This is a genomic window from Streptomyces sp. NPDC006012 (genome assembly GCF_042871185.1).
GTDB lineage: Bacteria > Actinomycetota > Actinomycetes > Streptomycetales > Streptomycetaceae > Streptomyces.
Genome location: NZ_JBIAIE010000015.1, coordinates 120,901 through 145,650, shown reverse-complemented (window position 1 = coordinate 145,650; position 24,750 = coordinate 120,901). Strand labels below are relative to the sequence as shown.

Annotated in this window: 19 protein-coding genes; 10 read left to right on the top strand and 9 right to left on the bottom strand. The window is 71.9% G+C overall.

The genetic code is table 11. The features are described from left to right. Positions 1-69: 69 nt before the first annotated feature. The 9 genes from ACFYPJ_RS24710 to ACFYPJ_RS24670 all read right to left on the bottom strand — a co-directional run bounded on the left by ACFYPJ_RS24710 (position 70) and on the right by ACFYPJ_RS24670 (position 11,675). Positions 70-1,110, bottom strand: a complete 1,041-nt coding sequence (locus tag ACFYPJ_RS24710) for a hydroxyacid dehydrogenase (protein WP_389021040.1) — start codon at positions 1,108-1,110, stop codon at positions 70-72. Next, positions 1,094-2,134 carry a dihydrodipicolinate synthase family protein gene (locus tag ACFYPJ_RS24705; RefSeq protein WP_389021197.1) on the bottom strand — a complete coding sequence of 347 codons (1,041 nt, stop codon included), beginning with the start codon at positions 2,132-2,134 and terminating at the stop codon, positions 1,094-1,096. The genes ACFYPJ_RS24710 and ACFYPJ_RS24705 overlap by 17 nt, the downstream gene beginning before the upstream one ends. 59 nt (positions 2,135-2,193) lie before the next feature. Beyond that, the gene (locus ACFYPJ_RS24700; protein WP_389021037.1) at positions 2,194-3,246 is read right to left on the bottom strand and encodes an NAD-dependent epimerase/dehydratase family protein; all 1,053 of its coding nucleotides are present in this window, start codon (positions 3,244-3,246) and stop codon (positions 2,194-2,196) included. Positions 3,247-3,261: 15 nt separating this feature from the next. Beyond that, on the bottom strand, positions 3,262-4,203 hold the full coding sequence (locus ACFYPJ_RS24695; protein ID WP_389021035.1) for a carbohydrate ABC transporter permease: 942 nt from the start codon (positions 4,201-4,203) through the stop codon (positions 3,262-3,264). A gap of 1 nt (position 4,204) precedes the next feature. Then, on the bottom strand, positions 4,205-5,113 hold the full coding sequence (locus tag ACFYPJ_RS24690) for a carbohydrate ABC transporter permease (protein ID WP_389021032.1): 909 nt from the start codon (positions 5,111-5,113) through the stop codon (positions 4,205-4,207). A 119-nt stretch (positions 5,114-5,232) separates the two neighbouring features. After that, on the bottom strand, positions 5,233-6,480 hold the full coding sequence (locus ACFYPJ_RS24685) for an extracellular solute-binding protein (RefSeq protein WP_389021029.1): 1,248 nt from the start codon (positions 6,478-6,480) through the stop codon (positions 5,233-5,235). A gap of 72 nt (positions 6,481-6,552) precedes the next feature. Further along, positions 6,553-7,863: a Gfo/Idh/MocA family protein gene (locus ACFYPJ_RS24680; protein ID WP_389021027.1), complete on the bottom strand. Its 1,311-nt coding sequence runs from the start codon at positions 7,861-7,863 to the stop codon at positions 6,553-6,555. A 65-nt stretch (positions 7,864-7,928) separates the two neighbouring features. Beyond that, positions 7,929-9,731 (bottom strand): peptidase C14, encoded by a 1,803-nt coding sequence (locus ACFYPJ_RS24675; protein WP_389021194.1) that lies wholly within the window; start codon positions 9,729-9,731, stop codon positions 7,929-7,931. A gap of 1,092 nt (positions 9,732-10,823) precedes the next feature. After that, complete coding sequence (locus tag ACFYPJ_RS24670; protein ID WP_389021025.1) at positions 10,824-11,675, bottom strand: IclR family transcriptional regulator; 852 nt, start codon at positions 11,673-11,675, stop codon at positions 10,824-10,826. Positions 11,676-11,875: 200 nt separating this feature from the next. On the opposite strand from ACFYPJ_RS24670, the gene ACFYPJ_RS24665 reads away from it, so the two are divergent. From ACFYPJ_RS24665 to ACFYPJ_RS24620, 10 genes are all read left to right on the top strand, one after another. Beyond that, complete coding sequence (locus ACFYPJ_RS24665) at positions 11,876-13,213, top strand: aspartate aminotransferase family protein (protein WP_389021023.1); 1,338 nt, start codon at positions 11,876-11,878, stop codon at positions 13,211-13,213. Next, positions 13,213-14,400, top strand: coding sequence for a mandelate racemase/muconate lactonizing enzyme family protein (locus ACFYPJ_RS24660; protein ID WP_389021020.1), 1,188 nt, complete (start codon positions 13,213-13,215; stop codon positions 14,398-14,400). Before ACFYPJ_RS24665 ends, ACFYPJ_RS24660 begins: the two co-directional genes overlap by 1 nt. Then, the gene (locus tag ACFYPJ_RS24655) at positions 14,397-15,239 is read left to right on the top strand and encodes an amidohydrolase family protein (protein WP_389021017.1); all 843 of its coding nucleotides are present in this window, start codon (positions 14,397-14,399) and stop codon (positions 15,237-15,239) included. Before ACFYPJ_RS24660 ends, ACFYPJ_RS24655 begins: the two co-directional genes overlap by 4 nt. A gap of 46 nt (positions 15,240-15,285) precedes the next feature. Continuing rightward, positions 15,286-16,116 (top strand): SDR family NAD(P)-dependent oxidoreductase, encoded by an 831-nt coding sequence (locus ACFYPJ_RS24650; RefSeq protein ID WP_389021014.1) that lies wholly within the window; start codon positions 15,286-15,288, stop codon positions 16,114-16,116. A gap of 65 nt (positions 16,117-16,181) precedes the next feature. Then, a complete protein-coding gene (locus tag ACFYPJ_RS24645) occupies positions 16,182-18,431 on the top strand; it encodes a peptidase C14 (RefSeq protein WP_389021011.1) in 2,250 nt (749 codons plus the stop codon). A gap of 40 nt (positions 18,432-18,471) precedes the next feature. Further along, positions 18,472-19,416: a GNAT family N-acetyltransferase gene (locus ACFYPJ_RS24640; protein WP_389021008.1), complete on the top strand. Its 945-nt coding sequence runs from the start codon at positions 18,472-18,474 to the stop codon at positions 19,414-19,416. Between the two features lie 103 nt (positions 19,417-19,519). Beyond that, entirely contained in the window at positions 19,520-20,032 is a 513-nt protein-coding gene (locus ACFYPJ_RS24635) for an HIT family protein (protein WP_389021006.1), read from the top strand. A gap of 75 nt (positions 20,033-20,107) precedes the next feature. Continuing rightward, positions 20,108-20,746, top strand: a complete 639-nt coding sequence (locus tag ACFYPJ_RS24630) for a LysE family translocator (RefSeq protein ID WP_389021003.1) — start codon at positions 20,108-20,110, stop codon at positions 20,744-20,746. Positions 20,747-21,197: 451 nt separating this feature from the next. Then, positions 21,198-22,109 (top strand): CAP domain-containing protein, encoded by a 912-nt coding sequence (locus tag ACFYPJ_RS24625; protein WP_389021000.1) that lies wholly within the window; start codon positions 21,198-21,200, stop codon positions 22,107-22,109. A 305-nt stretch (positions 22,110-22,414) separates the two neighbouring features. Further along, positions 22,415-24,637, top strand: a complete 2,223-nt coding sequence (locus ACFYPJ_RS24620; protein WP_389020997.1) for a glycoside hydrolase N-terminal domain-containing protein — start codon at positions 22,415-22,417, stop codon at positions 24,635-24,637. The last annotated feature ends 113 nt before the right edge of the window (positions 24,638-24,750 follow it).

The window sequence follows — 24,750 nt, the reverse complement described above, 5'->3', positions numbered from 1 at the left end:
GGCTCCAAGTGGTTGTGCGGGGTTGGCGGGTTGACGGGGCCCGGTGCGCGGTCCGCCCCGGGCCGGGGTTCACTCCACGCGGGCGAGGGCGGTGCGGTCGACGGTGTGCAGCAGCGGCTGCCCGGTCGCGAACCGTACGATCTCGTCCACGGTGTGGTCGCCCAGGGCACTGCGGCACTCCACCGTGGCCGCCGCCTGATGGGGTGTCAGCAGTACGTTGGGCAGGTGCCGCAGAGGATGATCGAGGGGCAGCGGCTCGGTGTCGTACACGTCGAGCGCCGCGTCGATCCGGCCGGTGCGCACCGCGGCGACCAGGGCCTGTTCGTCGACCAGCCAGGAGCGGGCGGTGTTGACCAGACCCGCGCCGTCCGGCAGCAGGGCGAGTTCCCGGGCACCGATGAGGTGGTGGGTCTCGGGCAGCGCGGGGGCGTGCACGGCCACGATGCGGCTCGACTCCAGCAGGTCGTCCAGCGCGGCTTTGCGCACGCCGAGCCGGGCGGCTTCCGCCTCGGTGAGCAGCGGGTCGTAGACGCTCACCCGGGCGCCGAGGGCCGTGGCGAGCGCGAGGTAGGCACGCCCCGTGCGGGAGGCGCCGATCACGCCGACCGGGCAGCCGTTGATCTCGTGCCGCGGTGGCGCCGCGGAGGCCCGGTCCCAGTGCGCGCCGCCGCGCAGGGCGTGGTCGAAGCGGTGGACGCGGTGCAGCAGGGCAAGGGTGAAGGTGAGCGCGACCTCGGCGACCGAGCGTGCCATGGCGGCGCCCGCCTGGGTGACCTGGACGCCGCGGGCGAAGACTTCCTCCCCGGCGTACGGGCTGATCGCGCCGCCGGTGTGCGCGAGCAGCGCCAGCCGCGGTGCCGCGGCGAGCAGGTCGGCGTCGACCTTGGCGGTGCCCCAGGCGGTGACCAGGACGCGGGCGGACGGCAGGACAGCGGCGAGCGCGTCCCGGTCGGTGTGGTCCTCCAGTACGGTCACGTCCGCCACGGAGCACAGCCGCTGCCAGGCGGCGGGGGTGAACAGCTGGGCGAGCAGTGCTTCGGGCACCGCCACCACGGTCGGCACCCGGACGCCGGGAGCGAGCCCGGCGGTGAGGTCAGCGGAGCCAGTCATCGAGGTGCTCCGCCACGAACGCGTCGTCGGTGACCCACGGATGCGCCTTGCAGACCCGGGTCAGTTCCTCGGCCTGTCCGGGCGAGAGCTGTTCGGCCGGGTCCAGGCACCAGGTGCCCGCGAGCAGGCCCTGCCGGCGCAGTACCTCGTGCACCCCGGCGATGCAGCCGCGGAAGCCGCCGCGCACGTCGAAGACGGCCGCGTTGGCCTCGGTGAGCTGCGGCGCGCGGCGCAGCAGTTCGACGGTGAGGGCGTGGTCGCCCGCCCGGGCCCGGCGCACCTCCGCCAGCAGCCGTACCGCGGTGTGGGTCCACACCGCCCACTGGCCGAGCAGCCCGCCGGCGAACCAGCGCAGGGCGCCGTCGCGGGTCCGGTAGGGGGTCAGCAGGTCGGTGACGATGGCGTCGTCGTTGCCGGTGTAGAGGGCGACCTCCGCGGCGCGGTCGGCGTTCGCCACCGCGTCGACGACCTCGGCGGTGCGGTAGCGGTCGAAGGGCGCGGTCTTGATGGCGACGACGGAGGGGATGTCGGCGAGGGCCCGCCAGAAGGACGGTGACAGATAGCGGCCGCCGACCGCCTCCTGGAGGTAGAAGCCGATGACCGGCAGCACCTCTCCGACGGCGCGGGCCCGGTCCAGCAGGGCGGCTTCGTCGGCGCCGGGCACCTGGGGGCTCAGCAGCACGGCGTCGTAGCCGAGTTCGGCCGCGAGTTCCGTCTCGGCGACGGCCTGTGCGGTGTAGCCGCAGGCGCCGGCCACCCGGACGACGGGGCGGTCCGCCTCGCGGTCGACGGTCTCGGCGGCGAGTTCCAGCACCGGACGGAGCAGGCCGACGGACGGTTCGCGGATCTCGAACTGGGTGGTGTGCACGCCCACGGCGATGCCGCCTGCGCCGGACGCGAGGTAGTAGCGGGTCAGGGCCCGCTGGCGGCGTTCGTCGAGTCGGTGTTCGGCGTTCAGGGCCAGCGGGTGGGCGGGGACGACGGTCCCGCGGGCGAGCAGGTCGAGCGGGGTGGGCGTGGGCACGGGGTGCGGTTCGCGGTGCGCCTCGGGGCGGGGCAGTGGGTCGGGGTGCGTCACGGGGGTCAGAACCTTCCGTCGCGGACGTCGAACTTCGTGGGTTTGCCGGACAGCGGCAGTCCGTCGCGTATCCAGCCCGCCTGCCAGGACACCAGGGTGGCCAGCGGGACGGCGGGATAGCCGAACTCCGCGTGGCAGAGCGAGGCGTCGGAGAGCAGGCCGGTGCCCGACTCCTCGCCCGCGAAGTGTGCCGTGGTGCCGAACTCGGCGGCGAACCGGTGCGCGAGGCGCCGCACCGACGCGGTCTCGGGCCCGGTGACGTTGACGACGAAGGGGTCGGCGGCGGCCCGGGTGAGGGAGCGCAGCGCGACCTCGTTGGCGTAGCCCTGCCAGACGACGTTGACATGGCCGGTGGCGAGCGAGACGGGCGCCTCGGAGCGGACCGCGTCCGCGATGTCGGCGAGGACGCCGTAGCGCAGGTCGACGGCGTAGTTCAGCCGGATCAGGGACACCGGGGTGCCGCTGCGCCGGGCGTGGTGGCCGAAGACCCGTTCGCGGCCCAGGCAGGACATCGCGTATTCGCCGACGGGTCCGGTGGGATCGTCCTCGGCGCTGCCGGAGTCGAGGACGGAGACCAGCGGATAGACGTTGCCGGTGGAGAAGGCGGCGATGCGGGCGTGCGGGTAGCGGCGGGCGATCCGGTCGGGCAGCGCGGCGTTGACCGCCCAGGCGGAGGTGGGGTCGGTGGCGCTGCCGAACTTGGCGCCGACCATGAAGACCACGTTGCCGGCGTCGGGCAGCTGCGCGGGGTCGCCGTCCATCAGGTCGAAGGGGACCGTTTCGACGCCGTCTTCGGCGAGCGCGGCTGCGGCCTGCGGGTCGGACCAGCGGGAGACGGCGCGCACGGCCAGGTCGCCGCGTCCGGCGGCGTCCAGGGCCCGGCGGGCGAGCCGGCACAGGCTGGGGCCCATCTTGCCGCCGGCGCCGAGGACCAGCAGGTCTCCGTCGAGGCCGGCCAGGTCGGCGACGAGGGCGGGCGACGGCGTGGCCAGCAGGTTCTCCAACTCCGCCAAGTCGCGGGGCCGTTCGAGGGCGGGGGCGGGGGGTGCGGATTGCATACTGCTCCTTGGTGACTAGCCCTTGACGGCGGATCCGACGACGCCTTCGGTGAAGTACCGCTGGCCCACCAGGTAGGCGCTGAAGATCGGTACGAAGGCGATGACGGAACCGGCGAGGACCTGGTTGAGCGGGACCTGCTCCTGCTGGAGCGAGGCGATGCCGACGGTGAGGGTGCGCATCTCGGCGCTCTGGCCGACGATCAGCGGCCACAGGAAGTCGTTCCAGTGCCACAGGAAGACGAAGGTGCCCAGGGTGGCGAGGACCGGTTTGAGCAGCGGCAGCACGATGCGGAAGAAGATCTGCAGCTCGCCGCAGCCGTCGAGGCGGGCCGCCTCGAAGATCTCGTCGGGCAGCCCGAGGATGAACTGCCGCATCAGGAAGACGGCCTGGGCGTTGGCGAGGGTGGGCACGATCAGGCCCCAGTAGGTGTCGACGCCGCCGAGCTTCGAGATCAGGATGAAGGTCGGGATCATGGTGACGTGGTAGGGAACCATGACCATCGACAGGAACGACCAGAACATGGTCTCCCGGCCGGGGAAGCGTTTCTTGGCGAAGGCGTATCCGGCGAGCGCGGCGAGCAGCAGGACGCCGACGACCGAGACCAGTGAGTAGACCAGGGTGTTCAGCAGCCAGCGCGGCACGTCACGGGAGCCGAGGACCTGGGAGTAGGCCCCGCCGGTGAGGTGCCAGGGGAACAGGCTGCCCGGCAGGTCGACCGCGCCCTGGGGGTGCAGCGAGAGGACCACCATGGCGTAGAAGGGGAACAGGGTCGCCACCGAGGCCAGGGCGAGCAGGACGCCCCGGACGAGCTTGCCGGTCCGGGTGGGCCGCAGCCCGGCCGGAACCCCGGAGGCGGGAGCGCGGCGCCGGCCGCGGCCGGGCCGTGCCGGAGTGGTCCTGCCGGGGGCGGACGGCGGTGCGGCGGGGGCTTCGGGGGCCTGAGTCGTGGGCGCCATGTCACTTCTCCTTTCCGAGGACGATCCGTTGGACCAGGGCGACGACGACGGTGAGCACGAACAGCGCGCAGCCGATGGCGCTGGCGTAGCCCAGGTCGAAGTACTTGAAGCCGGTGTCGTAGAGCTGGAAGACGAGGGAGTAGCTGGCGTTGGCCGGGCCGCCGCCGGTCATCATGTAGATGGCGTCGAACACCTGGAAGCTGTTGGTGGTCTCGATGACGGCGAGGAAGAAGAAGGCCGGCCGCAGTTGCGGGGCGACGATGTAGCGGAAGCGCTTGAAGGGGCCGGCGCCGTCCACCAGTGCCGCCTCCTCCAGTTCCGCCGGGAGGTCCTGGAGCCGGGCGAGCACGATGAGCATGCCGTACCCGCAGCGCGACCAGATGCCGACCAGCGCGAGGGCGGGCAGCACCAGTACGGAGTCGCTGAGCCAGGACTGGTCGGGCAGCCCCAGGAAACCCATCACGGCCGACCAGGGGCCTTTGGTGGAGAAGATCCACACGAAGACGGTGGAGGCGAGGACCAGGCTGGTGACGACGGGCAGGAAGAACACCGAGCGGAACAGCTTGCTGCCGCGGAAGGCACGCCGGGTCAGCAGGGCGAGCCCGAGCGAGGCACCTACGCCGAGCGGGACGGCCAGCACGGTGTAGATGACGGTGACCTTGAGCGCGGACCAGAACAGCGGGTCCGCCAGCAGGCGCCGGAAGTTCTCCAGGCCGGTGAAGTGCGTGACGTCACCGGGAACGTAGTCGGTGAAGGCGAGCAGCAGGCCGGCCAGTCCGGGGCCGAACCGAAAGACGACGAACAGCACCAGGCAGGGCAGGACGAACAACAGCCCGGCCCATGCCTCCTTGCGGCGCAGTGACCCGCGGACGGTCCGGGCGGGTCGGGGGCGTTCCGCGACTGCGGCCACGGGACCTCCTTGGGTGGATGGGGCCGCGCGCGGCGGCGCGGCGGGTGGGAGGGAACGACTGCGGCGGGGGCCCCGGCGGGCCCGGTGCGGGTGTGCCGGGCGCCGGGATCCGCCCGTGGTCAGCGCTTGCGGGCGATGATCTGGTCGGCCGCGGACGCGGCCTTGTCCAGTGCCTGCTTCGGGCTCTCCTTGCCGAGGAGCGCGGACTGGATCTCCGGCGCGAGGACGCCCATCACATCGCGGGCGGCGGTGTTCAGCGGGCCCACGTCGGCGACGTCGAGGACCTTCTCGGTGGCCTGCTGCATGGTGTCGCCCGGGTAGAGGTCGGTGCCGTCGGTGCGGGCGCCGAAGTAGCCGCCGGGCTTGACCAGTCCGGTGGCGTTCTCCGGCTGCGCCACGAACGAGATCCACTTGCCGGCCGCGCTGGTGTCACCGCCCTTGAACAGGGCGAGGGTGCCGACCGTGCCGTAGGCCACCGGCTTCTGCTGGGTGAGGGCGGACCCGATGACGATGTTCTCCTTGCCCCAGAAACCCGCCACCTCCGCGGCGGTGTTCTGCCAGGTGCAGGCGACCTTGCCCTTGGCGAGGTCGGTCTGTTCCATCGACGGGGTCTTGGTGATCAGGTCCTTCGGTGTCCAGCCGTGGTCCGCGAAGGTCTTCAGCCAGGTCAGGGCGGTGACCCCGGCGTCGCTGTTGAACGCGGCCTTCTTCCCGTCGGTGGCGAACACGTCGCCGCCGGCCTGCCACAGCAGCGGGTAGTAGGTCATGTTGAGGGTGGCGGTGGTGTCCCCGCTGTAGGTGATGGCGTAGTAGCCCTTCTCCTTCAGCCGGGGGGCCAGCGCGGCCAGGTCGTCCCAGCTGGTCGGCGCGGTGTGCGCGCCGACGGCGTCGAGGGCCTTCTTGTTGCACAGGAGCGGGTACACCGACATCAGCACCGGGGTGGCCATCGCCTTCCCGTCGACGGTGACGGCCTTCATGGCGCTGGGGCGGTAGGCGGCCTTGGCCTTGGCGGGCATGTACTCGTCGGCGGGGACGAGGTTGCGCTGGTAGGAGGCCAGCTGGTCGGGGATCAGATAGGCCACGTCGGGTCCCTTGCCGGCGGCGAGGGCGGTGGTCAGTTTGGTGTCGCGGTCGGCCCAGGGGTAGGTGGAGACCTTGACGTGGATGTCCGGGTTGGCCTTCTCGAACTTCTTCACCAGGCCGTTCCAGTAGGCGGCGTTGGCCTTCTCGTCGTTGATGACGGGATAGACCCAGGCGGTGACGGTGCCCTTGCCGCCGGCCGTGCCGCTGCCGCCGCAGGCGGCGAGGGTGAAGGCGGACGCGACCGCGGTCGCCGCGGCGGCGAGCCGCGTGGTGCGGGTTCTCATGGGGGACTCCTCGGGTGGTGGATGCGGCGGTGTACGGAATGTCCGGGCCGGTCCGTGCGGCGGACCGCGGGCTCAGCGCTGCGGGACGGTCTCGACCGTCCCGCGGTGACGGGAGCGCTCGGCGGCGAACGCGGCGAGGTGGCTGCCCAGCGACTCGGCGGGACCGGAGCGGATGTGGGTCCGGTCGCCGGTGGCGAGGGCGGTGACGAACGCCTCGGTCAGCGCGGTGTCGCCGCCGCCGTGGCCGTCGGCGGCGTTGGAGCCGCTGGGTCCGGTGGTGCGGACGGCCACCGTGTCGTCGCGGAAGTCGTGGACGACGACCTGTTCGCCGTCGCCGCGCAGCCAGCCGTGGCTGCCGAAGATCCGGGTCTGGCGGTGGGTCTGCTCAGTGAAGGCGGACACGGTGAGGGTGGCGGTCACCCCGCCGCTCAGCCGCATCGCCACGACCTGGTGGTCGACCACGTCGTTGTCGCTGCGGTAGACGCAGCGTCCGTACGGGCCGGTGCGCAGTGCCTCGGTGAGCACCGGTTCGTCGGCGGGTCCGTGGGCCGCATCGGTGACGTGACTGACGGGCCAGGCGCCGCCGGTCCTGCGCAGCGCGGGGTAGTACAGCTTGCGGGCCGAGTAGGGGCAGCCGGCTTCGACGGGGCAGGTCAGGCAGTTGTCGGTGGCTCCGGCCGGGGCGTTCTCGGGCCGGAAGTGGACGAGGTCCCCGAAGCTGGCGACGGTCTCGATGCGACGCCCGGTCACATAGGCGATCCAGTCCAGGTCGTGGCTGGACTTGGCCAGGACGAGGGGCGACGACTGGTCCTCGCGCCGCCAGGGTCCGCGGACGTAGCTGTGGGCGAAGTGCCACCAGCCGACCGGTTCCAGGTGTTCGACCCCGGTGATCCGGCCGAGCACCCCCTCGGCGACGACCTCGCGCACCAGGTCGGTGTACGGGGTGTAGCGCATGACGTGACAGACGGCGAACGGCACGCCCGCCGCCTCTACGCCCGCCACCAGGGTGCGGCACTCCTCCTCGGTGGGGGCGAGCGGCTTCTCGGTCATGATGGCGTATCCGGCGCGGGCGAGCGCGAGCACCGGTTCGACGTGCTCCCGGTCCTGGGTGGCGAGGATGACGCCGTCGGCGATCCGGCCCTCGCGTTCGGTGGCGGCGAGCAGTTCCCGCCACCCGGGGTACTGGGACTCGGCGCGGGCTGCCGCGCGCGCCCCTGGGTCGGGGTCGGCGACCGCCACCAGCCGTGCCCGGTCGGGGTGTTCGTGGATCCAGCCGGCGTAGGTCAGGCCGCGGTTGCCCGCGCCGACGAGCGCGATACGGACGGGACCGCTGTCGGCTCGCGCGCCCGGCGCGGTGGCTGCCGTGGAGTGGGTTTCGGGCATGGTGTCGTCCAGGTTCGGTTGCGGTCCGGTGCCTGCGAGCGGTGTCGCCGGCCGGGCCGGGCGGTTCAGATCAGCAGGTTTGCGGTGGTGTACTGGATCTCGGTCCGTTCCGGCGGCAGCGCGGTCCGCTCGGTGCCGTCCTCCACGCATCCGCTGTGCAGCAGGTGGCTGCCGGCCTGGAACGCCCCGGCCGCAAGTTCCAGCCGGCCGCCGGTGAAGGTGCAGCCCGTGGCCTGGTAGCGGTTGGGGCCGTCGGTGATCAGCAGGTGGGCGGTCCGGCCGTCGGCCGCCTCGGACACCAGGCCGTCCAGGTGCCAGGTGACGGTGCGTTCTCCCCCGGTGCGGCCGAGCAGGGCGGAGTCGCTGTTGGTGCCGGTGATCCGGGTGCCGGAATCGATGCGCAGCCGTTGGTCGTGCGCGGAGTCCAGCCGCAGTCCGGTGTCGGTGAGGGTGCCGCCGCGCACGGTGGTGTCGCGGTGCGCGACCGTGGTGGGGCCGGCCTTCGGGTCGCCGGTGAGGGTGCAGTCCTCCAGCACCAGGGCACCGGTGCCGTCGAAGGCGCTGCCGTCCAGGCCGCTCAGCACGACGCGCTGGAGGTGCAGGTCCGACGCGACGGTGGCGGCGGTGACCGGGTTGGCGTCGCCCTGGGTGAAGGCGGAGTCGGCGATCACGTTGGGGCGGCGGGAGCGGCTGGACGCCTGGCTGATCACCAGGGGTCCGGAGGCGGTGCAGCCGCGGATCTGCACACCGTCGGCGTTGACCCACAGCATGCCGGAGCCCGCCTGGGCGTTGCCGATGACGTGCAGGTCCTCCAGCGTCAGGTCGGTGATGGCGACCCGGGCGACGAACCACGAGCACACGTGTTTGCGGACGGTGATCCGTTTCGCGGCCGAGCCCCAGGCGGCACCGGAGTTGGCGAACGTCATCAGGCCCGAGTTGCCGGTGTAGACCAGGTCGTGTTCGAACTGGCCGTGGGTGACGAACGGCCCCTGGTCGTCGCCGTCGCCGTGGCAGTTGGTGACGTAGCCGTAGGCGGACGCGGTCCAGTCGTTCAGGTGGCGCGCGTTGGCGACGTGGCAGTCCTCGACGTGGCCGTACAGGCAGTAGATCTGCTGGGTGAGGTAGCCCGCGCCGCCCCAGGTGACCGAGGCCGGGTTCTTCAACTGGCACTGGTAGGTGTGGAAGTAGGTGCACCAGCGGCGCATGACGACGGGCCAGAACGTGCCGGTCGCGTCGATGCCGGAGACGTCGCAGGACACCGCGTACTCGTACGCCACCGGGTGGGATCCGGTGTAGGTGTCGCCGTCGGGCACACCTTCGAAGACCATGTTGCGTACATGGGCGCGTTCCACGGGTTCGACCTTGGTCCAGGTGAAGGTGCGGCCCGCTGCCAGTTCCCAGCCGATCTTGTAGTTGACGCGGATGTGTGTCGCGTCGACGACCTGTGTGACCTGGACGAGTTTCTGCACCTCCTTCTGGTAGGTGCCGCCGCCTGCGGGGGCGTCGATCTCCACCGTCCACCACTCGCCCGCCCGGAAGCGGCCCGAGTCGGGGACCTCGAAGACGTCGGCGAGGTCGGGCATGGCCTTCGTCAGGGACGACTTCACCACGGTGCCGGTGACCTCGCCGCGGAAGTACAGGACGGCGCCGAAGGGGTTGTCGTGGGAGTTCTTCTCGATGCCCCTGGTGCTGACCCGGTGGCCGCCGAAGTCCAGCTCGACGCGGGAACGGCGGAAGGTGTGCCGCTTGGTGAACAGCAGGTCGGTGTGGGCTTCGACGCGGTGCACCGCGTCGTCGGTGACCATCGCGTCCAGCGCGGCGTCGGCCGGTTCCAAGTCGTCGAACAGGCCGAACCTGCGGAAGTCCATGACGCCGTCGTGCACCTGCCGCCAGCGTCCGCTGCGGCCGGCCGGGTCGGGTGCCAGCACCGTGCCGCCGTTGTGGGCGGCGGTCGAGGCGGCGTCCCAGCGTACGACCATGCCGCCGCCGTCACCTGGGGTGCGGTAACCGGCGACGACGGCCGTCGTGCCGTCACGCAGTCCTTCCGGCTTCAGGGCGCGGAGGCGGGCGACGGTGTCAACGGCCCGGGCACCGGACGCCGGGGAGTCGGCGGCCGGTGCCGCCTCGGCGGTGCCCGTCGCCGCGGTGGCGGCGGTGACCGCGGCCAGCAGGCCGGTCACCGAGCCGGCCCGCAGCAGAGCACGGCGGCCCGTCGTGGCGGCGGGCTGGGTCGGAGGTGGAAGGGGACAGGGCTCTGTACCGGGACGGGTGGGAACGCTCACGGGACCTCAGGCCTTCATCGGATGGGCGGTGAGGAGTTCCCGCGATGGCGTCGACCGGCGGCCGGACGGACCGGACCGGTCACGCACGGACGTAGGTGCCGTGCGTCGGGCGGATGGCTGGGGGTCGGGTCGTGGGGATGCGCGCCCCGGGCAGGGACAGCGGCGACCGATGAGCCGGTGGAACCTGCCACCGGACTTGTGCGAGGAAGCTATGTGCTCGACAGGATGCCGTCAAGACACTTCACCGATGAAACAGGAAAGTAACGGAGGGACAAAGGGGGATGGACGGCCGCTGACCGTGCCACGTCGCCGTCGCCGCACCGAGTTCGGCCTCCGGCGGATGTGCGGCAGGGCCGGGTGTGCGGGCCGCCGGCAGGCGCCGGAATCGCGGTCTCAGGCCGGCACACACGGACGGCATGTGACGGCACCCGTCTGAACGCCGCTGCGGCAGGTGCGGCAGGTGCGGCAGGTGTCCGTGTCCCTCTGTCTACGTCCAGCGAGCCCGGCGGACGACGGTGCTGCGCACACCCGTGGGGCCCGTGGCGCACACCTGTGACCCGTCGGGCACACCTGGACCTCGTCGTGCACACCGGGGGACCCGGCACGCCGCACACGGCATGCCGACCGGCCCCACCGCACTCGGGGCCTCCCCCGCGCCCCGACGAAGCCGCCGCTCCGTCAGGTCAGGACCCCCGTCGCCTCCGTCGCCTCCCCCGCTGCGCCGAGTGCGCGGCTGATGCCGTCTGCCGCGTCACGCACCTGGCGGCCCAGTTCCTGGAAGCGCCAGCCCGGCAGGTCGAGCTTGAGCCCGGTGACGCTGATCGCGCCGGCCGTGCGGCCCGCGTGGTCGCGTACGACGCTGCCGATGCAGAAGATCCCCTCGGCGTCCTCCTCGTCGTCGAGCGCGTAGCCCGCCGTACGCACGTCCCTGAGGTGGGCGAACAGCGTCTCCACGTCGGTGATGGTGCGCGTGGTGCGGCGGGGCAGTCCGGCGCCCGCGATCAGCGCGCGGGCTTCGCCCTCGGGCATCGCGGCGAGCAGCGCCTTGCCCAACCCCGAGCAGTGGGGCAGTTCGCGGGTGCCCATGCGCAGGTCGAGGCGGGGGCCGGCGTCCAGGTCGATCTGGTCGATCACCACGGCGTGGCCGCTCTCCAGCACGGCGACCCGGGAGGCGAGCCCGGACCGCGCGCTCAGCTCGCGCAGCACCGGCCGTGCCACGTCGCGCAGCGACACCTGCTCCTGGGCGCGTTCGCCGAGCCGGGCCAGGCCCATGCCCAGGCGGTAGCGCCGGCTCATGCCCTCGCCTTCGTCGGCCACCAGGCCGTAGTGCCGCAGTGTCTGCAGGATCCCGAAGGCCGCGCTCTTGGAGATGCCGCACCGCTGGCCGATCTCGGTGACGCTCATCCCCTGTCCAGGCGCTCCCGAGGCGAGGACCTGGAGGATCTCGGCCGCGCGGCCGACGGTCTTGACCCAGTACTTCGGCTGGTGAGAAGCCTCCTCACCGAGAGTCTCACCCACATTGTTCCGCATAGCAGAACAGTCTATCCATCTGTCGGCCCTTGACGGGCGCGGATCACGAGATCTACCATCCACATTGTTTTGCTATACGAAACAGCGTTCTGAAAAAACGAAAATCCTGCGATGACTGCCGGGCGGATGGCGCACCGGGAACAGCGGCCGGGCAGGGCCCTGTCCCACTTCACCCGCATTCAACGCATTGGAGCAGCGACATGACGCTCGCCGAGCGCGCCCGCCGGGTCATCCCCGGAGGGGTCAACAGCGGCCAGCGCAGCATCCCCGGACTGACCGACCTGGTGATCGCCCGTACCGAGGGGTCCCGCTTCTGGGACACCACGGGCCGGGAGTTCACCGACTACCACGCCGCCTTCGGTCCCCCACTGCTCGGTCACAACGACCCCGACGTGGCCGCCGCGGTCGGCACCGCCCGTACCTCGCTCGGACTGACCGGCGTGGCCGTCACCGAGGGCGAGGTCGCCCTCGCCGACCAGCTCGTCGAACTCATCCCGTCGATGGAGAAGGTGCTGCTGACCAGCACCGGCAGCGAGGCGACGTTCCACGCGCTGCGCCTGGCGCGCGCGGCGACCGGCCGCCGGCTGATCGTCAAGTTCCAGGGCTGTTACCACGGCTGGCACGACTCGGTGAGCCTCAACGTCATCTCCGCGCCGGAACGGGTCGGCAGCCCCGACCCCACCTCCACCGGCATCCTCCCTGAGGTGCTGGCGGCCACCCTGGTGCTGCGGTTCAACGACGTCGACGCTGTCCGCCGGGCCTTCGCCGAGCACGGGCAGGACATCGCCGCGGTCATCCTGGAGCCCGTCCCGCACAACGTGGGCGCCCTGCTGCCCACCGACACGTTCCTGCGCACCCTGCGCGAGGAGTGCACCAAGGCCGGCAGCATCCTGGTCTTCGACGAGGTCATCACCGGTTTCCGGCACGCGCTCGGCGGCTACCAGTCCATCGCCGGTGTCGTCCCCGACCTCACCACCCTGGGCAAGGCCATCGCCAACGGCGCCCCGGTCGGCGCGATCGGCGGCCGGGCCGACCTCATGGACCAGTTCAGCTCCCGGCCCGGCGGCCCGGTCTTCTTCGCCGGCACCTACAACGGCCATCCGGACGTGGTGGCCGCCGCGCTGGCCACCATCCGCAAGCTCCGCGAGGAACCGGTGCACGAGCACGTCTTCCGGCTCGGCGAGAAGGTGCGGGCCGGACTCACCGAGCTGTACCGCACCCTGGACGTGCCCGCCGTGGTCACCGGCTACGGCTCCGTCTTCGTCAGCTACTTCATGTCCGGCCCCGAGCCGCGCAGTTACGACGACCTGCTGGCCAACGACACCTCCCTCTTCGTCGGCTACCGGCGCCGCCTGATCGACCACGGCGTGTTCGAACTGCCGCTGAACCTCAAACGCAGCCACCTGTCGTACGCGCACACCGACGCGGACGTGGACCGGCTGCTGGAGGCGACCGAGACCGCCGTACGGCACACCCTCGCCGAGGGCGGCGCCGCTGACCTGGAGAACGCCACGACCATGGGCGGAGCGCTGCGCTGATGCTGACCGTAGACACCAGTCGTCCGGCCGGCCCCGCGGGCCGCATCACCCGGGTGGAGACCCTGGCCCTGGGCACCGCGTGGCGCGACTTCGGCTACGTACGCCTGCACACCGACGAGGGACTGACCGGCGTCGGGGAGATCACCCATCCCTACCGGCTGCAGGAGACCTGCGCCCTGGCCGAGGCGATGGGCCACCGCCACCTCGTCGGCGCCGACCCCTTCGACGTCGAGGAGCTGTGGCTGCGCCTGTACCAGGGCGACTTCCTGCGCGGCGGCGACATCGGCGGGATCGTCGTCTCGGGCATCGACCAGGCGCTGTACGACCTGATGGGCAAGGCCCTCGGCGTGCCCGCCTACCGCCTCACGGGCGGCGCGACCCGGGACCGGGTACGGGTGTACGCCAACGGCTGGTACAACGGGGAGCGCACCCCCGAGGTGTTCGCCGCCAAGGCCAAGGCCACCGTCGCCAAGGGCTACACCGGCCTCAAGCTCGACCCGTTCGGTGCCGGGCTGCACGAACTCGACCGCTTCGAGCTGCGCCGTTCGCTGGCGCTGGTCGAGGCCGTGCGCGAGGCGATCGGCCCGGACGTCGACCTGTACATCGAGGGGCACGCCCGGTTCGCGATGGGCACCGCCCGCCGGCTGGTGCACGAACTGGCGCCGTACGACATCGGCTGGTTCGAGGAACCCCTGCCGTGGACCCACATCGAGCGGTACGCCGAACTGCGCGCCCAGGCGCCGTTCCCCATCTCCGGCGGGGAGCACTTCCACAACCGCTACGAGTACAAGCCGCTGTTCGCCACGAACGCCGTCGACATCATCCAGCCGGACCTGTCCATGGCGGGCGGCTTCACGGAACTCCGCAAGATCGCGGCGCAGGCGGACGCGCACGGCATGACGGTCGCGCCGCACAACTCCAACTCCCCGCTGTGCACCACCGCCTCGGTGCACGCCGTGCTCGGCCTCACCAACTTCACCGTTCTGGAGACCTTCGACGGTCTGCTGGAGCCGTACGTCTTCGAGGCGGTCAAGGGCGCGCTGCCCGTCGTGGACGGACACATCGGGCTGCCCGACCGGCCCGGTCTCGGTGTGGAGCTGGTCGACGAGGTGTTCGCGGAGCACCCGCCCACCCATCTGTTCTGGAACATGTTCGCCGAGGGCTGGGAGAAGAGGAACCGCACGTGATCGTCGACGTCCACTCACATCTGTTCCGCCACAGCCACGACTTCGACGACACGTTCCGCGCCGAATCCGCGCGGGCACACGCCGGCGAGGTGGACCTCACCGTGCGCTGGGAGGAGTACGCGGCGACCGCACCGCCCGGCACCCGCACCATCGTGGTGGGCGGCAAGGCGCGGCGCAGCGGCCTGTGGGTGGACGACGCGGCGGTCGCCGCGTACGTCGCGCAGCGGCCCGACCGGCTCATCGGCTACCTCGCGCTGGACCCGACCCAGCCGGGCTGGCAGGACGAACTGCGCCACGGCCACCAGGAGCTGGGACTGCGCGGCATCAAACTGATGCCGATGTACGCCGGGTTCGACCCGGCCGCCGAGGAGTACGACCCGCTGTACGCGTACGCCGAACGGCACGGGCTGCCGCTGCTGGTGCACACCGGCACCACCTTCGTCTCCCAGGCCCGCCTGGAGTACGCGATGCCGCGCCATCTGGACGAGGTCGCTATCCGTCACCCCGAGCTGCGGATGGTCCTCGCCCACCTGGGCCACCCCTTCGAGGGTGAGTGCATCGCGGTGATCCGCAAGCACCGGCATGTGTACGCCGACATCAGCGCGCTGCACTACCGGCCCTTCCAGCTCTGGCACAGTCTGCGCCTGGTCCAGGACTACGGGGTCTGGGACAAGCTGCTGTTCGGCAGTGACTACCCGTTCACCACCGTCGACGCCTCGATCGAGGGCCTGCGCCGGATCGCCGCGATCCCGGGCATCCCCGGGCTCGACCCTCTGGACCGCGACGCGGTGGAGGCACTCATCCACCGCCCGTCGCTCGACCTGCTGGGCCTCGACTGACCGGACACCGGACGCGCCGGGGCCGCCGCACGACAGGAGACCACTCATGGACCGCTTCGATCTGACCGGACGCACCGCGCTGGTCACCGGCGCCGCTCGCGGCCTGGGCCGGGCCTTCGCCACCGCGCTCGCCGAGGCGGGCGCCGGCCTGGTCCTCACCGACCTGCCCGGGACGGCGGACCTGGCCGAGACGGCGGCGCGGATCGAGGCGCTGGGCCGTCCGGTCCAGGTCCTGTCCCAGGACCTGAGCCGCACCGACGAACTGCACGGCTTCGCCGACCGGGTGCGCGCGGCGGCGGGGCCGGTGCACATCCTCGTCAACAACGCCGGCGTCGCCGCCCTGGAGCGCTTCAACGAGATCACACCGGAGAGCTGGTACCGGGTGATGCGGGTCAATCTCGACGCCGTCTTCTTCCTCAGCCAGCGGATCGCCGAACACATGGCGGCCGACCGGGTGGTCGGCCGCATCATCAACGTCACCTCGAAGAACGCCCTGGTCGCCGAGGCGGGGCTGGCCCACTACAACGCCTCGAAGGCGGCCGTCGACCTGCTCACCCAGACCCTCGCCGTGGAGTTGGCGCCACACGGCATCACCGTCAACAGCATCGCGCCCGGCATGGTGCACACCCCCATCGACGGAGAGTTCCCCTTCGACCGCGAGGCCTTCGAGGCCGCGTACCGGGAGCGCATCCCGCTGGGCCGGTACGCCGACCCCGAGGAGTGCGCCGGGGCGCTGCTGCTGCTCGCCTCGGACGCCGGCGCCTACCTCACCGGCACCCGCATCGTCGTCGACGGCGGCGTGCTGGCCGACCAGATGCCCCGCACCCGCTTCATGCCGCCCTACCGCTCCACTCTCTCCTCCGAGTCCACCGAGTAGTGCTCCGCGACGGCCGAGCCGTGCCCCACCTGGGCACGGCGCCGGACAGGAAGGCTTCCACCGCGATGAGACCCGACGGCATGGCCCAGGAACCCGCAGTTCCGGTCCCGAACGCCGCCACCGCCGACCGGCCGCGCCCCGCACCCGGCTCGCGCCGCAGCCTGCTGAGCGCGGGCGGACTGGGCGCGGTCCTCGCCGCCACCGCCGTACTCGCCGCGCCGGGCACCGCGCACGCGGGCCGCGGGACGACGGGGGCGGCCGGGGTGACCGGCACGGACACCGTGGCCGCTCTCCTCGCCCTGCCCTCCCGGACCCGTACGGACGGCGAGCCGGCCGTGGTCGCCGGCTACCACGCACCGGGCGACGGGGGCGGCATGGCGCTGCGCTGGGACGCCCGGTCCACCGCCGCCCACAACGGCGGGACCGTGCTGACACCCGACGACCGTCCGGCCCGCGGTCGCTGGCTCCAACTCCACGACGGTGTCCTGGACTTCCGCCGGTTCGGGTTTTTCGACCCGTCGCGTCCGGCCGACGACGCTTTGGACGCGCTGCTCCACGACGACACGGTGCACCGGATCGAGGCCCACACGGATCTGTTGTTCCGGCGCCGGCACACGGTCGGCCGGTCCCGTCTGGAGTTCGACTTCGGCGGCCATGAGGTGCACACCGGCGGTATGGAGAAGAACACCCACGACAATCCGTTCGGCGCGCTGCTGTACTGCGCGGGCACCCCGACCGGCACCGTCGTCCGCCACGCCCTGGCCGAAAAGGTCGTCGAGCTCACCGACTGCTTCCCCGTCCCGGACTCGGCGGCCTTCACGGTCGGCGAATGGTGGAGCCTGCGCGGCGACGAGGTGTCCGGTGGCGGCGCCGACGAACGCGAACTGCAGAAACTGGTGCAGATCACCGAGATCGTCGACGCCACGCGGGTCCGGGTGAACTACCTCAACGGCTGGGAACTGGCGGCGGGCCGTACCGTCACCTGGACCCGGGTCCGCCCGGTGGAGCGGGTGCATGTGCGCAACATGGTCTTCCTCGGCGCCGGGCAGGACACCGGTGCCGTCGACGACGAGTACTCCGGCTCGCATCCGGTCGCGTACGAGTACGCGGTGGACTGCGACGTGTCCGGGATCCACGCCACCGGCACCTTCTGGCCGGTGATCATGCGGCGTTGGTGCACCCGGTTCCGCACCGAGAGCTGCTCGCTGAAGAACCCGCCCACCGTGATGTACGGTGGGGCCGGCTATCTCACCCAGCAGATCTACTGCCTCTACGGCCGGGTCGCCGACTGCACCACGAGCAACGTCCGGCACCTCAACGACCTGACCGCCTCCGCCTACTGCCACGTCGTCAACTGCCACGGAGACGGCGACGACGAGGGCGGGAACCCCTTCACCACCCACGGGCAGTACGAGCACGACCTGGTCTTCGAGGGCAATTCCGGTCTGATGGACATCGCCAACTCCGGTGCCCAGTGGGGTATGTCGGCGAAACGCATCACGGTGCGGGACCACGTCTGCTCCTGGTTCACCGCGAACACCAGGATCACCGATCTGACGCTGGAGAACGTCAAGGTCGTCCCCCGTCCGACCTTCGACACGGACGGCACTCTCGTGGTCAACGCCGACGGCGCGCAGCTCAGGGGGTGCAGCGCCAGGTCCTTCGCGCTCGCCCAGCGCTCCAGCCGCTCCGCCCGCCCCACCACGGTGACCGACTGCGTCTTCACCCCGCCCGCCGGCAGTGTGCTGGTGCAGACCCCGGTGACCGGTGCGGTGCACTTCGTGCGCTGCGTCCTGACCGGCCTGGACGGCAACATCCTGCGCGGCCCGGGCCCCGTCGTCCTCACCGACTGCACCCTCACCGGAGCCGACGACCACGCCGCGGCCCCGCTCCAGGTCGGCGCGTCGGAGCTGCGCATCGACGGCGGCACCCTCAGCGGCACCGGGATCGTGCTGACCGCCGTACGCGACCAGCGGATCAGTGCCGGCGGCGGCGCCCGGCTGGACGGCGGCAACTCCGGCGGGGCGCTGCTCGACCGGGCCCCTGGGCAGGACACCGCCACCGTCGTCTGGGACCTCGACGGCCTGCGCAGCACCGCGGCCGCGGGCGTCGCGCACGTGCGGATCGGCTCCGGCACCAATCACTACGCGGCGGTCGGCGCCCGCTTCGAGGGGGGCACGCTGGAACTGGGCCCGGAGGCGTTCGCCGGTGACTCCACCCTGCTGCACACCGCCTGCACCGAGCGGAACGTCACCCGCAAGGCGCTGCCCGGCGACGGCGCGCGCATCCGGGTGGCGGACAACCTCGTCGTCTGAGCGGTACGCCGCACTTCCCTGCACCCGAGAAAGGCCCCGTATGCAGTTCCGGACCGCGACCCCGGACGACGAGGCGTCGCTGGCAGATCTGTGGCACACCGCCTTCGGCGCCGCCCCGGTGCTCGCGCTCTGGCGCTGCGACCCGGGCCGGCACGACCGTACGTTCGTCGCCGCCGAGGACGGCCGGGTCCTGTCGGCCGTGCACTGGCTGCCCCGGCCGGTCCGGTCCGCCGCGGGCACGGTGGAGCGGGTCGGCTGTGCCGGCAGCGTCGCCACGCTCCCCCGGGCCCGCGGTCGCGGCCTGGTCCGACGGCTGATGACGGAGGCGGCCGAGGCGATGACGGCCGAGGGGTGCGCCTGGTCACTGCTGTTCACCGGGACGCCGGAGGTCTACCGGTCGGCCGGCTGGGAGACCTTCCCTTCGCCGACCTGGCACGGTGTCCTCCCGGCCGCCGTCGCCGCCCCGGGGCATCCCGGCGTCCGGGCCGCGGCCCCCGACGACCTGCCCCGGCTCATGGCCCTGCGCGAGCGGTTCGACCGGGAGCGGCCGCTGACCACCGTCCGTACCGAGGAGGACTGGCGCTGCCGGATCCCGCACTGGTACGACGACTCGTGCCTCACCCTGGTCACCGAACCCGCCGGAGGGGGCGACGCGTCGGAGCCGGGCGGCTTCGTGGTCGCCCGGCTGCCCGCGGAGCGCGCCGAGGTCGTGGAGATCGCCCTCGCCGGCCCCGCGCCGGCCACGACCGCCCACGCCCTGCTGGCCGCGGTGGCGGCACGCGCCCAGGCCGCGGGCCGCACCGAGGTCGTCGTGCGACTGCCCGACATCCCGGCCGTACGGGACGCGGTGCACCGGCTGCTGCCCGCGGCGGAAGCGATCGCCGAGTACACCGGCATGGCCCGTCCCCTGCTCGCCCCGCGTACAGCCGTCCGGGCCACGGTCACCGCGCCCGGCGCCGTCCACTGGTTCGGCGACTCCTTCTGACCGCCGCACGGGTCCACACCGGACCGACGGCGGACTCGGCCACGGGAACCGCGCGGTCCGGGATCTCGTCATCTGTGTGCGGACGGTCGAGGAGGGGGCCCGGATGGAGCGGACAGCGATGGACCTGCAGACGTATGCGGTCCGGGTCCGGACCGGGCCGTGCTTCGTCTGCGCACAGGTGGCCGGGGATCCGGCGTACCGGCACGAGGTGGTGTACGAGGACGAGGCCCACCTCGCTTTCCTGGACCGGTGGCCCACCCTGCCCGGCAAGGTGCTGGTGGCGCCGAAGGCCCATGTCGAGCATGTGGTGCGGGACTTGGACGAAGCGGCGTTCGGCCGGCTCATGGGCGTGGTGCACCAGGTCGCCTCGGCCGTGGAGGCTGTCTTCAGGCCGGAGCGGACGTATCTGCTCTCCCTGGGCAGCCAACAGGGCAACGCCCATCTGCACTGGCACATCGCGGGGCTGCCGCCGGGGGTGCCCTACGAGCGGCAGCAGTTCCACGCGCTGATGTCGGAGCACGGCGTGCTGTCCCCGACCCCGGAGCAGAACGCGGAGACGGCGACCCGGCTGCGGGAAGCCCTGGCCACTCGCTCCCGCCGACAACCGCCCCCGTAACCAGCCCTTGCCACAGCCCCGGCAACGGGAAAACCCGGCTGACCGCGGCGAGCGGTGCGTGCTTGCATGGGCGTCATGGTGCCTGCCGACCGCTTGCTCGCCTTCGCCGCGATGTCGTTCGTGCTGATCGTAATTCCCGGGCCCAGCGTGCTGTTCGTCATCGGGCGGGCGCTGGCGCACGGGCGGCGCGCGGCACTGACGACCGTCCTCGGGAACACCCTGGGGGCGTATGTGCTGGTCTTGGCCGTGGCGCTGGGGATCGGCGCCGTCGTGGAACGCTCCGTCGTCGTCTTCACGGTGCTGAAGCTGGCCGGCGCCGCTTACCTGGTGTATCTCGGCGTCAAGGCGTGGCGGCGGCGCGGCTCCCTGCGGGCGGTCTTCGCCGCGGACGACGCCGGCCGGGGGAGCCTGCGCACGCTGTGGGAGGGTTTCGCAGTCGGGGTGGCCAACCCCAAGACCATCGTGTTCTTCGCGGCTGTCCTGCCGCAGTTCGTCGAACCGGGCCGGGGCCATGTGCCGGCCCAGATGCTGCTGCTCGGGCTGGTCTTCAACGTCATCGCCATCGCCTCGGACAGCATCTGGGGACTGGTCGCCGCCACCGCGCGGGACTGGTTCGCCCGCTCTCCGCGGCGGCTCTCACTGGTGGGCGGGATCGGTGGGCTCGCGATGATCGGACTCGGGGTGACCGTGGCCGCGACGGGCCGCCGGGACTGACCGCGCGGACCCGGATCGGGCACTGCCGACGGGGCAGGAGACCCACTGTTCCGTGATATGTATCACAGCCGCTCGGGGAATTGACCCTCGCGGATAGTAGGCACCAGTGCGGCAACATTCTGGATTTGTCCGTCTTGGTCCCTGTGTGTGCCGCGGCCCGAAAACGGGTTCCCGCTACCCACTCCACACACGCACTGAATCCTTTGCAGCAAATGACTTCTGACGGCCCGACAGACGTCGGAACCGATCACGAAATGCGGGCCTGCACGGTCGTAATGCCCTGACAAGAGGTCTGCGTCCTACGAGGTGCGGTAGTACCCAGGCCCTTTGCGCCGCAAATGAATCCGTCCTGAGAATCAACCCGCACGACATCGTCGCCGTCCGAGGGCGGGGTCTACGCAGCGAGCCAGCCGCGCAAGGGGCGCCCGGCGATCACCGAGTGAGGTCACGCATGGGGAACCACCGCAAGAACAACAGATATCGGCGCATACTCATCGCCGCCCTCGCCGTAGGCGTGGTCGGCGTGCCGTCCGCCGCCCTGGCCCGCGCCGACTGGCCGGGTCCAGGCGGCTCGGGACAGCAGTCCGGCGACGCGGCGAACGCCGCGACGACGGGTTGGTGGAGCAACAGCAACTGGCACCGCGACTGGAACCAAGGGGCGAACCAGCAGTGGCCCGCCCCCGGAGCCGACGGCCAGGGCTCGGCGGCGGGCGGGCCCCCGGCCGGAGCCCCGCAGGCCCCGGGCGGTGCGCACGGGCAGCCGACCACCGCACCGGACACGTCGCAGACCGGCGCCCCCAAGCCCTGGGGCGGGCCGCCGTCGAAGCCGACGCGGCACCACCACTGGAAGCCCAAGCCGCCCAGCGAGCCGGCACCCGAACCCAGCTCGTCGACGGCCGCGCCCGCCCCGAGCGACCCGCCCGCGGACGCACCGAGCCCGTCGGCCTCGGACTCGCCCAGCCCGTCGGCCTCCGACAGCGGGTCCAAGACCGCGGACAGCATCCTCAAACTCGTCAACGCCGAACGAGGCAAGGCGGGTTGCTCGGATCTCAAGCTCAACGACACCCTGTCGAAGGCCGCGCAGGCACACAGTGACGACATGGCGGCCCACAAGAACATGGCGCACACCGGGTCCGACGGGACCTCCCCCGGCGACCGCATCACCAAGGCCGGTTACACCTGGAGCGCCTACGGCGAGAACGTCGCCTACGGTTTCTCGACTCCCGAGCAGGTGATGTCGGCCTGGATGTCCAGCTCCGGCCACAAGGCCAACATCCTCAACTGCGGCTTCAAGGAGATCGGCGTCGGTCTCTCACAGCCCGGCAGCTACTGGACCCAGGACTTCGGGACCCCCAAGCAGTAGGCGAGGAGACCGTCGGTGGGCGGCCGACGCGATGCCGTCGGCCGCCCGCCGACGGCACGGGCCACCGGTCAGCCACCCGGGAGCTGTTCGGCTTGTCATGGACCTTGCCGAGAGATGGTCGGACCTCTAATTTCCCAGGCATGTCTGAAGAGTCGCGATTCATCTCCCGTAGAACCACTCTGAAGGCCAGCGCCATAGCGGCCGGAAGCGCAGCGCTGGGTGGGGCGGCCACCGGCTCAGCCCAGGCTGCTCCCCAAGAGTCATCGGATGTATCGGCAGCGGCTGTCCGGCCGGTCCCGCCCTCCGTGCTGTGGTACACGGCACCGGCCGCGGACTGGGAACGCGAAGCGCTGCCCATCGGCAACGGCGCGCTGGGCGCCATGGTGTTCGGCACCGTCACCTCCGAACATCTCCAGTTCAACGAGAAGACCCTCTGGACGGGCGGCCCGGGCTCCGTGCAGGGCTACGACCACGGCGACTGGCGCACCCCGCGCCCGGGCGCCATCCAGGCCGTCCAGGACGACCTCGACCGCCAAGGACGGCTCACACCGGAGGCCGTCGCCGGCCGGCTCGGCCAGTCGCGCGTCGGCTTCGGCGCCTACCAGACCTTCGGCGACCTCTATCTGGACCTCCCCGGCACCCCGGCGGCGAACGACTACCGCCGCGAACTCGACCTCGACAACGCCGTCGCGACGGTCGCCCACACCGACGGGCAGGTGCGCCGGCGCCGGGAGTTCTTCGCCTCGTACCCGGACGGCGTGATCGTGGGGCGGCTGTCCGCGGACCAGCCGGGTCAGGTGGGCTTCACGCTGCGCTACTCCTCGCCCCGCGCGGACTTCACGGCCGCCTCGTCCGGCGGACGGCTGACCGTGCGCGGCGCGCTCGCCGACAACGGGCTGCGCTTCGAGGCCCAGATCCAGGTCCTCAGCTCGGGCGGAACCGTGTCGTCCGGCGCCGACGGCACGGTCACCGTCAGCGGAGCCGACAGCGCCTGGTTCGTGCTCGCGGCCGGCACCGACTACGCCGACACCCACCCCGGCTACCGCGGCGCCGACCCGCACGCTGCCGTCACCCGCGCCGTCGACCAGGCGAGCGGGTACCCGTACGACACGCTGAAGGCCCGGCACATCGCCGACCACAGCGCGCTGTTCGGCCGCGTCGCACTCGACATCGGTCAGTCGTCCCCGCCGGACGTCCCCACCGACCGGCTGCTCAGCTCCTACACCGGCGGCGCGAGCCCCGCGGACCGCACCCTGGAGTCACTTTTCTTCCAATATGGCCGATATCTACTGATCGCTTCCTCGCGGGCCGGTTCGCTGCCCGCCAACCTCCAGGGCGTCTGGAACCAGAGCACCACGCCACCCTGGTCGGCCGACTACCACGTCAACATCAATCTGCAGATGAACTACTGGCTCGCCGAGGCCGCCAACCTCCCCGAGACGACCGCCCCGTACGACCGCTTCGTCGAGGCCATGCGCGCGCCCGGTCGCCGCACCGCGCAGGAGATGTTCGGCTCGGCCGGCTGGGTCGTGCACAACGAGACCAACCCCTACGGCTTCACCGGCGTCCACGACTGGGCGACCTCCTTCTGGTTCCCGGAGGCGGCGGCCTGGCTCACCCAGCAGCTCTACGAGCACTACCGGTTCGGCGGCTCGACGGACTACCTGCGCGGCACGGCCTACCCCGCGATGAAGGAGGCCACCGAGTTCTGGCTGGACAACCTGCGTGCCGACCCGCGCGACGGCAGGCTCGTGGTCACCCCCAGCTACTCCCCCGAGCACGGCGACTTCACGGTCGGGGCGGCCATGTCGCAGCAGATCGTGCACGATCTGCTCACCAACACCCTGGAGGCCGCCGGCATACTCGGCGACTCGCCCGCCTTCCGGCAGCGGGTCGAACAGGCCCTGGCCGCTCTGGACCCCGGCCTGCGCGTCGGTTCCTGGGGCCAGTTGCAGGAGTGGAAGGAGGACCTGGACGACCCGGCCGACGACCACCGGCACGTCTCGCATCTGTTCGCGCTGCACCCCGGCCGGCAGATCGAGCCGGGCACCGCCTGGGCCGAGGCCGCCAAGGTGTCGCTGACCGCACGCGGCGACGGCGGCACCGGCTGGTCGAAAGCCTGGAAGATCAACTTCTGGGCGCGGCTGAGCGACGGCGACCACGCCCACCGGATGCTCGGCGAACAGCTGAAGTCGTCGACGCTGCCCAACCTCTGGGACACCCATCCGCCGTTCCAGGTCGACGGCAACTTCGGTGCCACGTCGGGGGTGGTGGAGATGCTGGTGCAGAGCCAGCACGGCGTCGTCGAGATCCTCCCCGCGCTGCCCGCCGCCTGGCCGGACGGCTCGGTGCGCGGGCTGCGCGCCCGCGGCGGTGCCGTCGTCGACATCGACTGGGTGGACGGCAAGCCGACGCGGGTGGCGCTCACCGCCACCCGCACCCGCCGGCTGACCGTGCGCAGTGCCCTGCTGAGACACGGTGAGACGACGCTGAAGGCGGTCGCCGGGCGCCGCTACGAGTGGCGCTGATCCCTTCGCCGACCGGATCCGCGGAACGCCCGGGACGGCGGCCCGGCCCCCAAAGCACGGTCCCGCGCCGGCGTGCGGGCCGGGCTCCCGGTGGCGGCCAGGGCACCACGGCC

Excerpts from the sequence above, each read along its gene's own strand:
- ACFYPJ_RS24710 (WP_389021040.1), bottom strand. The coding sequence starts at position 1,110 with ATGACTGGCTCCGCTGACCTCACCGCCGGGCTCGCTCCCGGCGTCCGG.
- ACFYPJ_RS24700 (WP_389021037.1), bottom strand. The coding sequence starts at position 3,246 with ATGCAATCCGCACCCCCCGCCCCCGCCCTCGAACGGCCCCGCGACTTG.
- ACFYPJ_RS24695 (WP_389021035.1), bottom strand. The coding sequence starts at position 4,203 with ATGGCGCCCACGACTCAGGCCCCCGAAGCCCCCGCCGCACCGCCGTCC.
- ACFYPJ_RS24685 (WP_389021029.1), bottom strand. The coding sequence starts at position 6,480 with ATGAGAACCCGCACCACGCGGCTCGCCGCCGCGGCGACCGCGGTCGCG.
- ACFYPJ_RS24680 (WP_389021027.1), bottom strand. The coding sequence starts at position 7,863 with ATGCCCGAAACCCACTCCACGGCAGCCACCGCGCCGGGCGCGCGAGCC.
- ACFYPJ_RS24675 (WP_389021194.1), bottom strand. The coding sequence starts at position 9,731 with ATGGACTTCCGCAGGTTCGGCCTGTTCGACGACTTGGAACCGGCCGAC.
- ACFYPJ_RS24670 (WP_389021025.1), bottom strand. The coding sequence starts at position 11,675 with ATGCGGAACAATGTGGGTGAGACTCTCGGTGAGGAGGCTTCTCACCAG.
- ACFYPJ_RS24665 (WP_389021023.1), top strand. The coding sequence starts at position 11,876 with ATGACGCTCGCCGAGCGCGCCCGCCGGGTCATCCCCGGAGGGGTCAAC.
- ACFYPJ_RS24660 (WP_389021020.1), top strand. The coding sequence starts at position 13,213 with ATGCTGACCGTAGACACCAGTCGTCCGGCCGGCCCCGCGGGCCGCATC.
- ACFYPJ_RS24650 (WP_389021014.1), top strand. The coding sequence starts at position 15,286 with ATGGACCGCTTCGATCTGACCGGACGCACCGCGCTGGTCACCGGCGCC.
- ACFYPJ_RS24645 (WP_389021011.1), top strand. The coding sequence starts at position 16,182 with ATGAGACCCGACGGCATGGCCCAGGAACCCGCAGTTCCGGTCCCGAAC.
- ACFYPJ_RS24640 (WP_389021008.1), top strand. The coding sequence starts at position 18,472 with ATGCAGTTCCGGACCGCGACCCCGGACGACGAGGCGTCGCTGGCAGAT.
- ACFYPJ_RS24635 (WP_389021006.1), top strand. The coding sequence starts at position 19,520 with ATGGAGCGGACAGCGATGGACCTGCAGACGTATGCGGTCCGGGTCCGG.
- ACFYPJ_RS24630 (WP_389021003.1), top strand. The coding sequence starts at position 20,108 with ATGGTGCCTGCCGACCGCTTGCTCGCCTTCGCCGCGATGTCGTTCGTG.
- ACFYPJ_RS24625 (WP_389021000.1), top strand. The coding sequence starts at position 21,198 with ATGGGGAACCACCGCAAGAACAACAGATATCGGCGCATACTCATCGCC.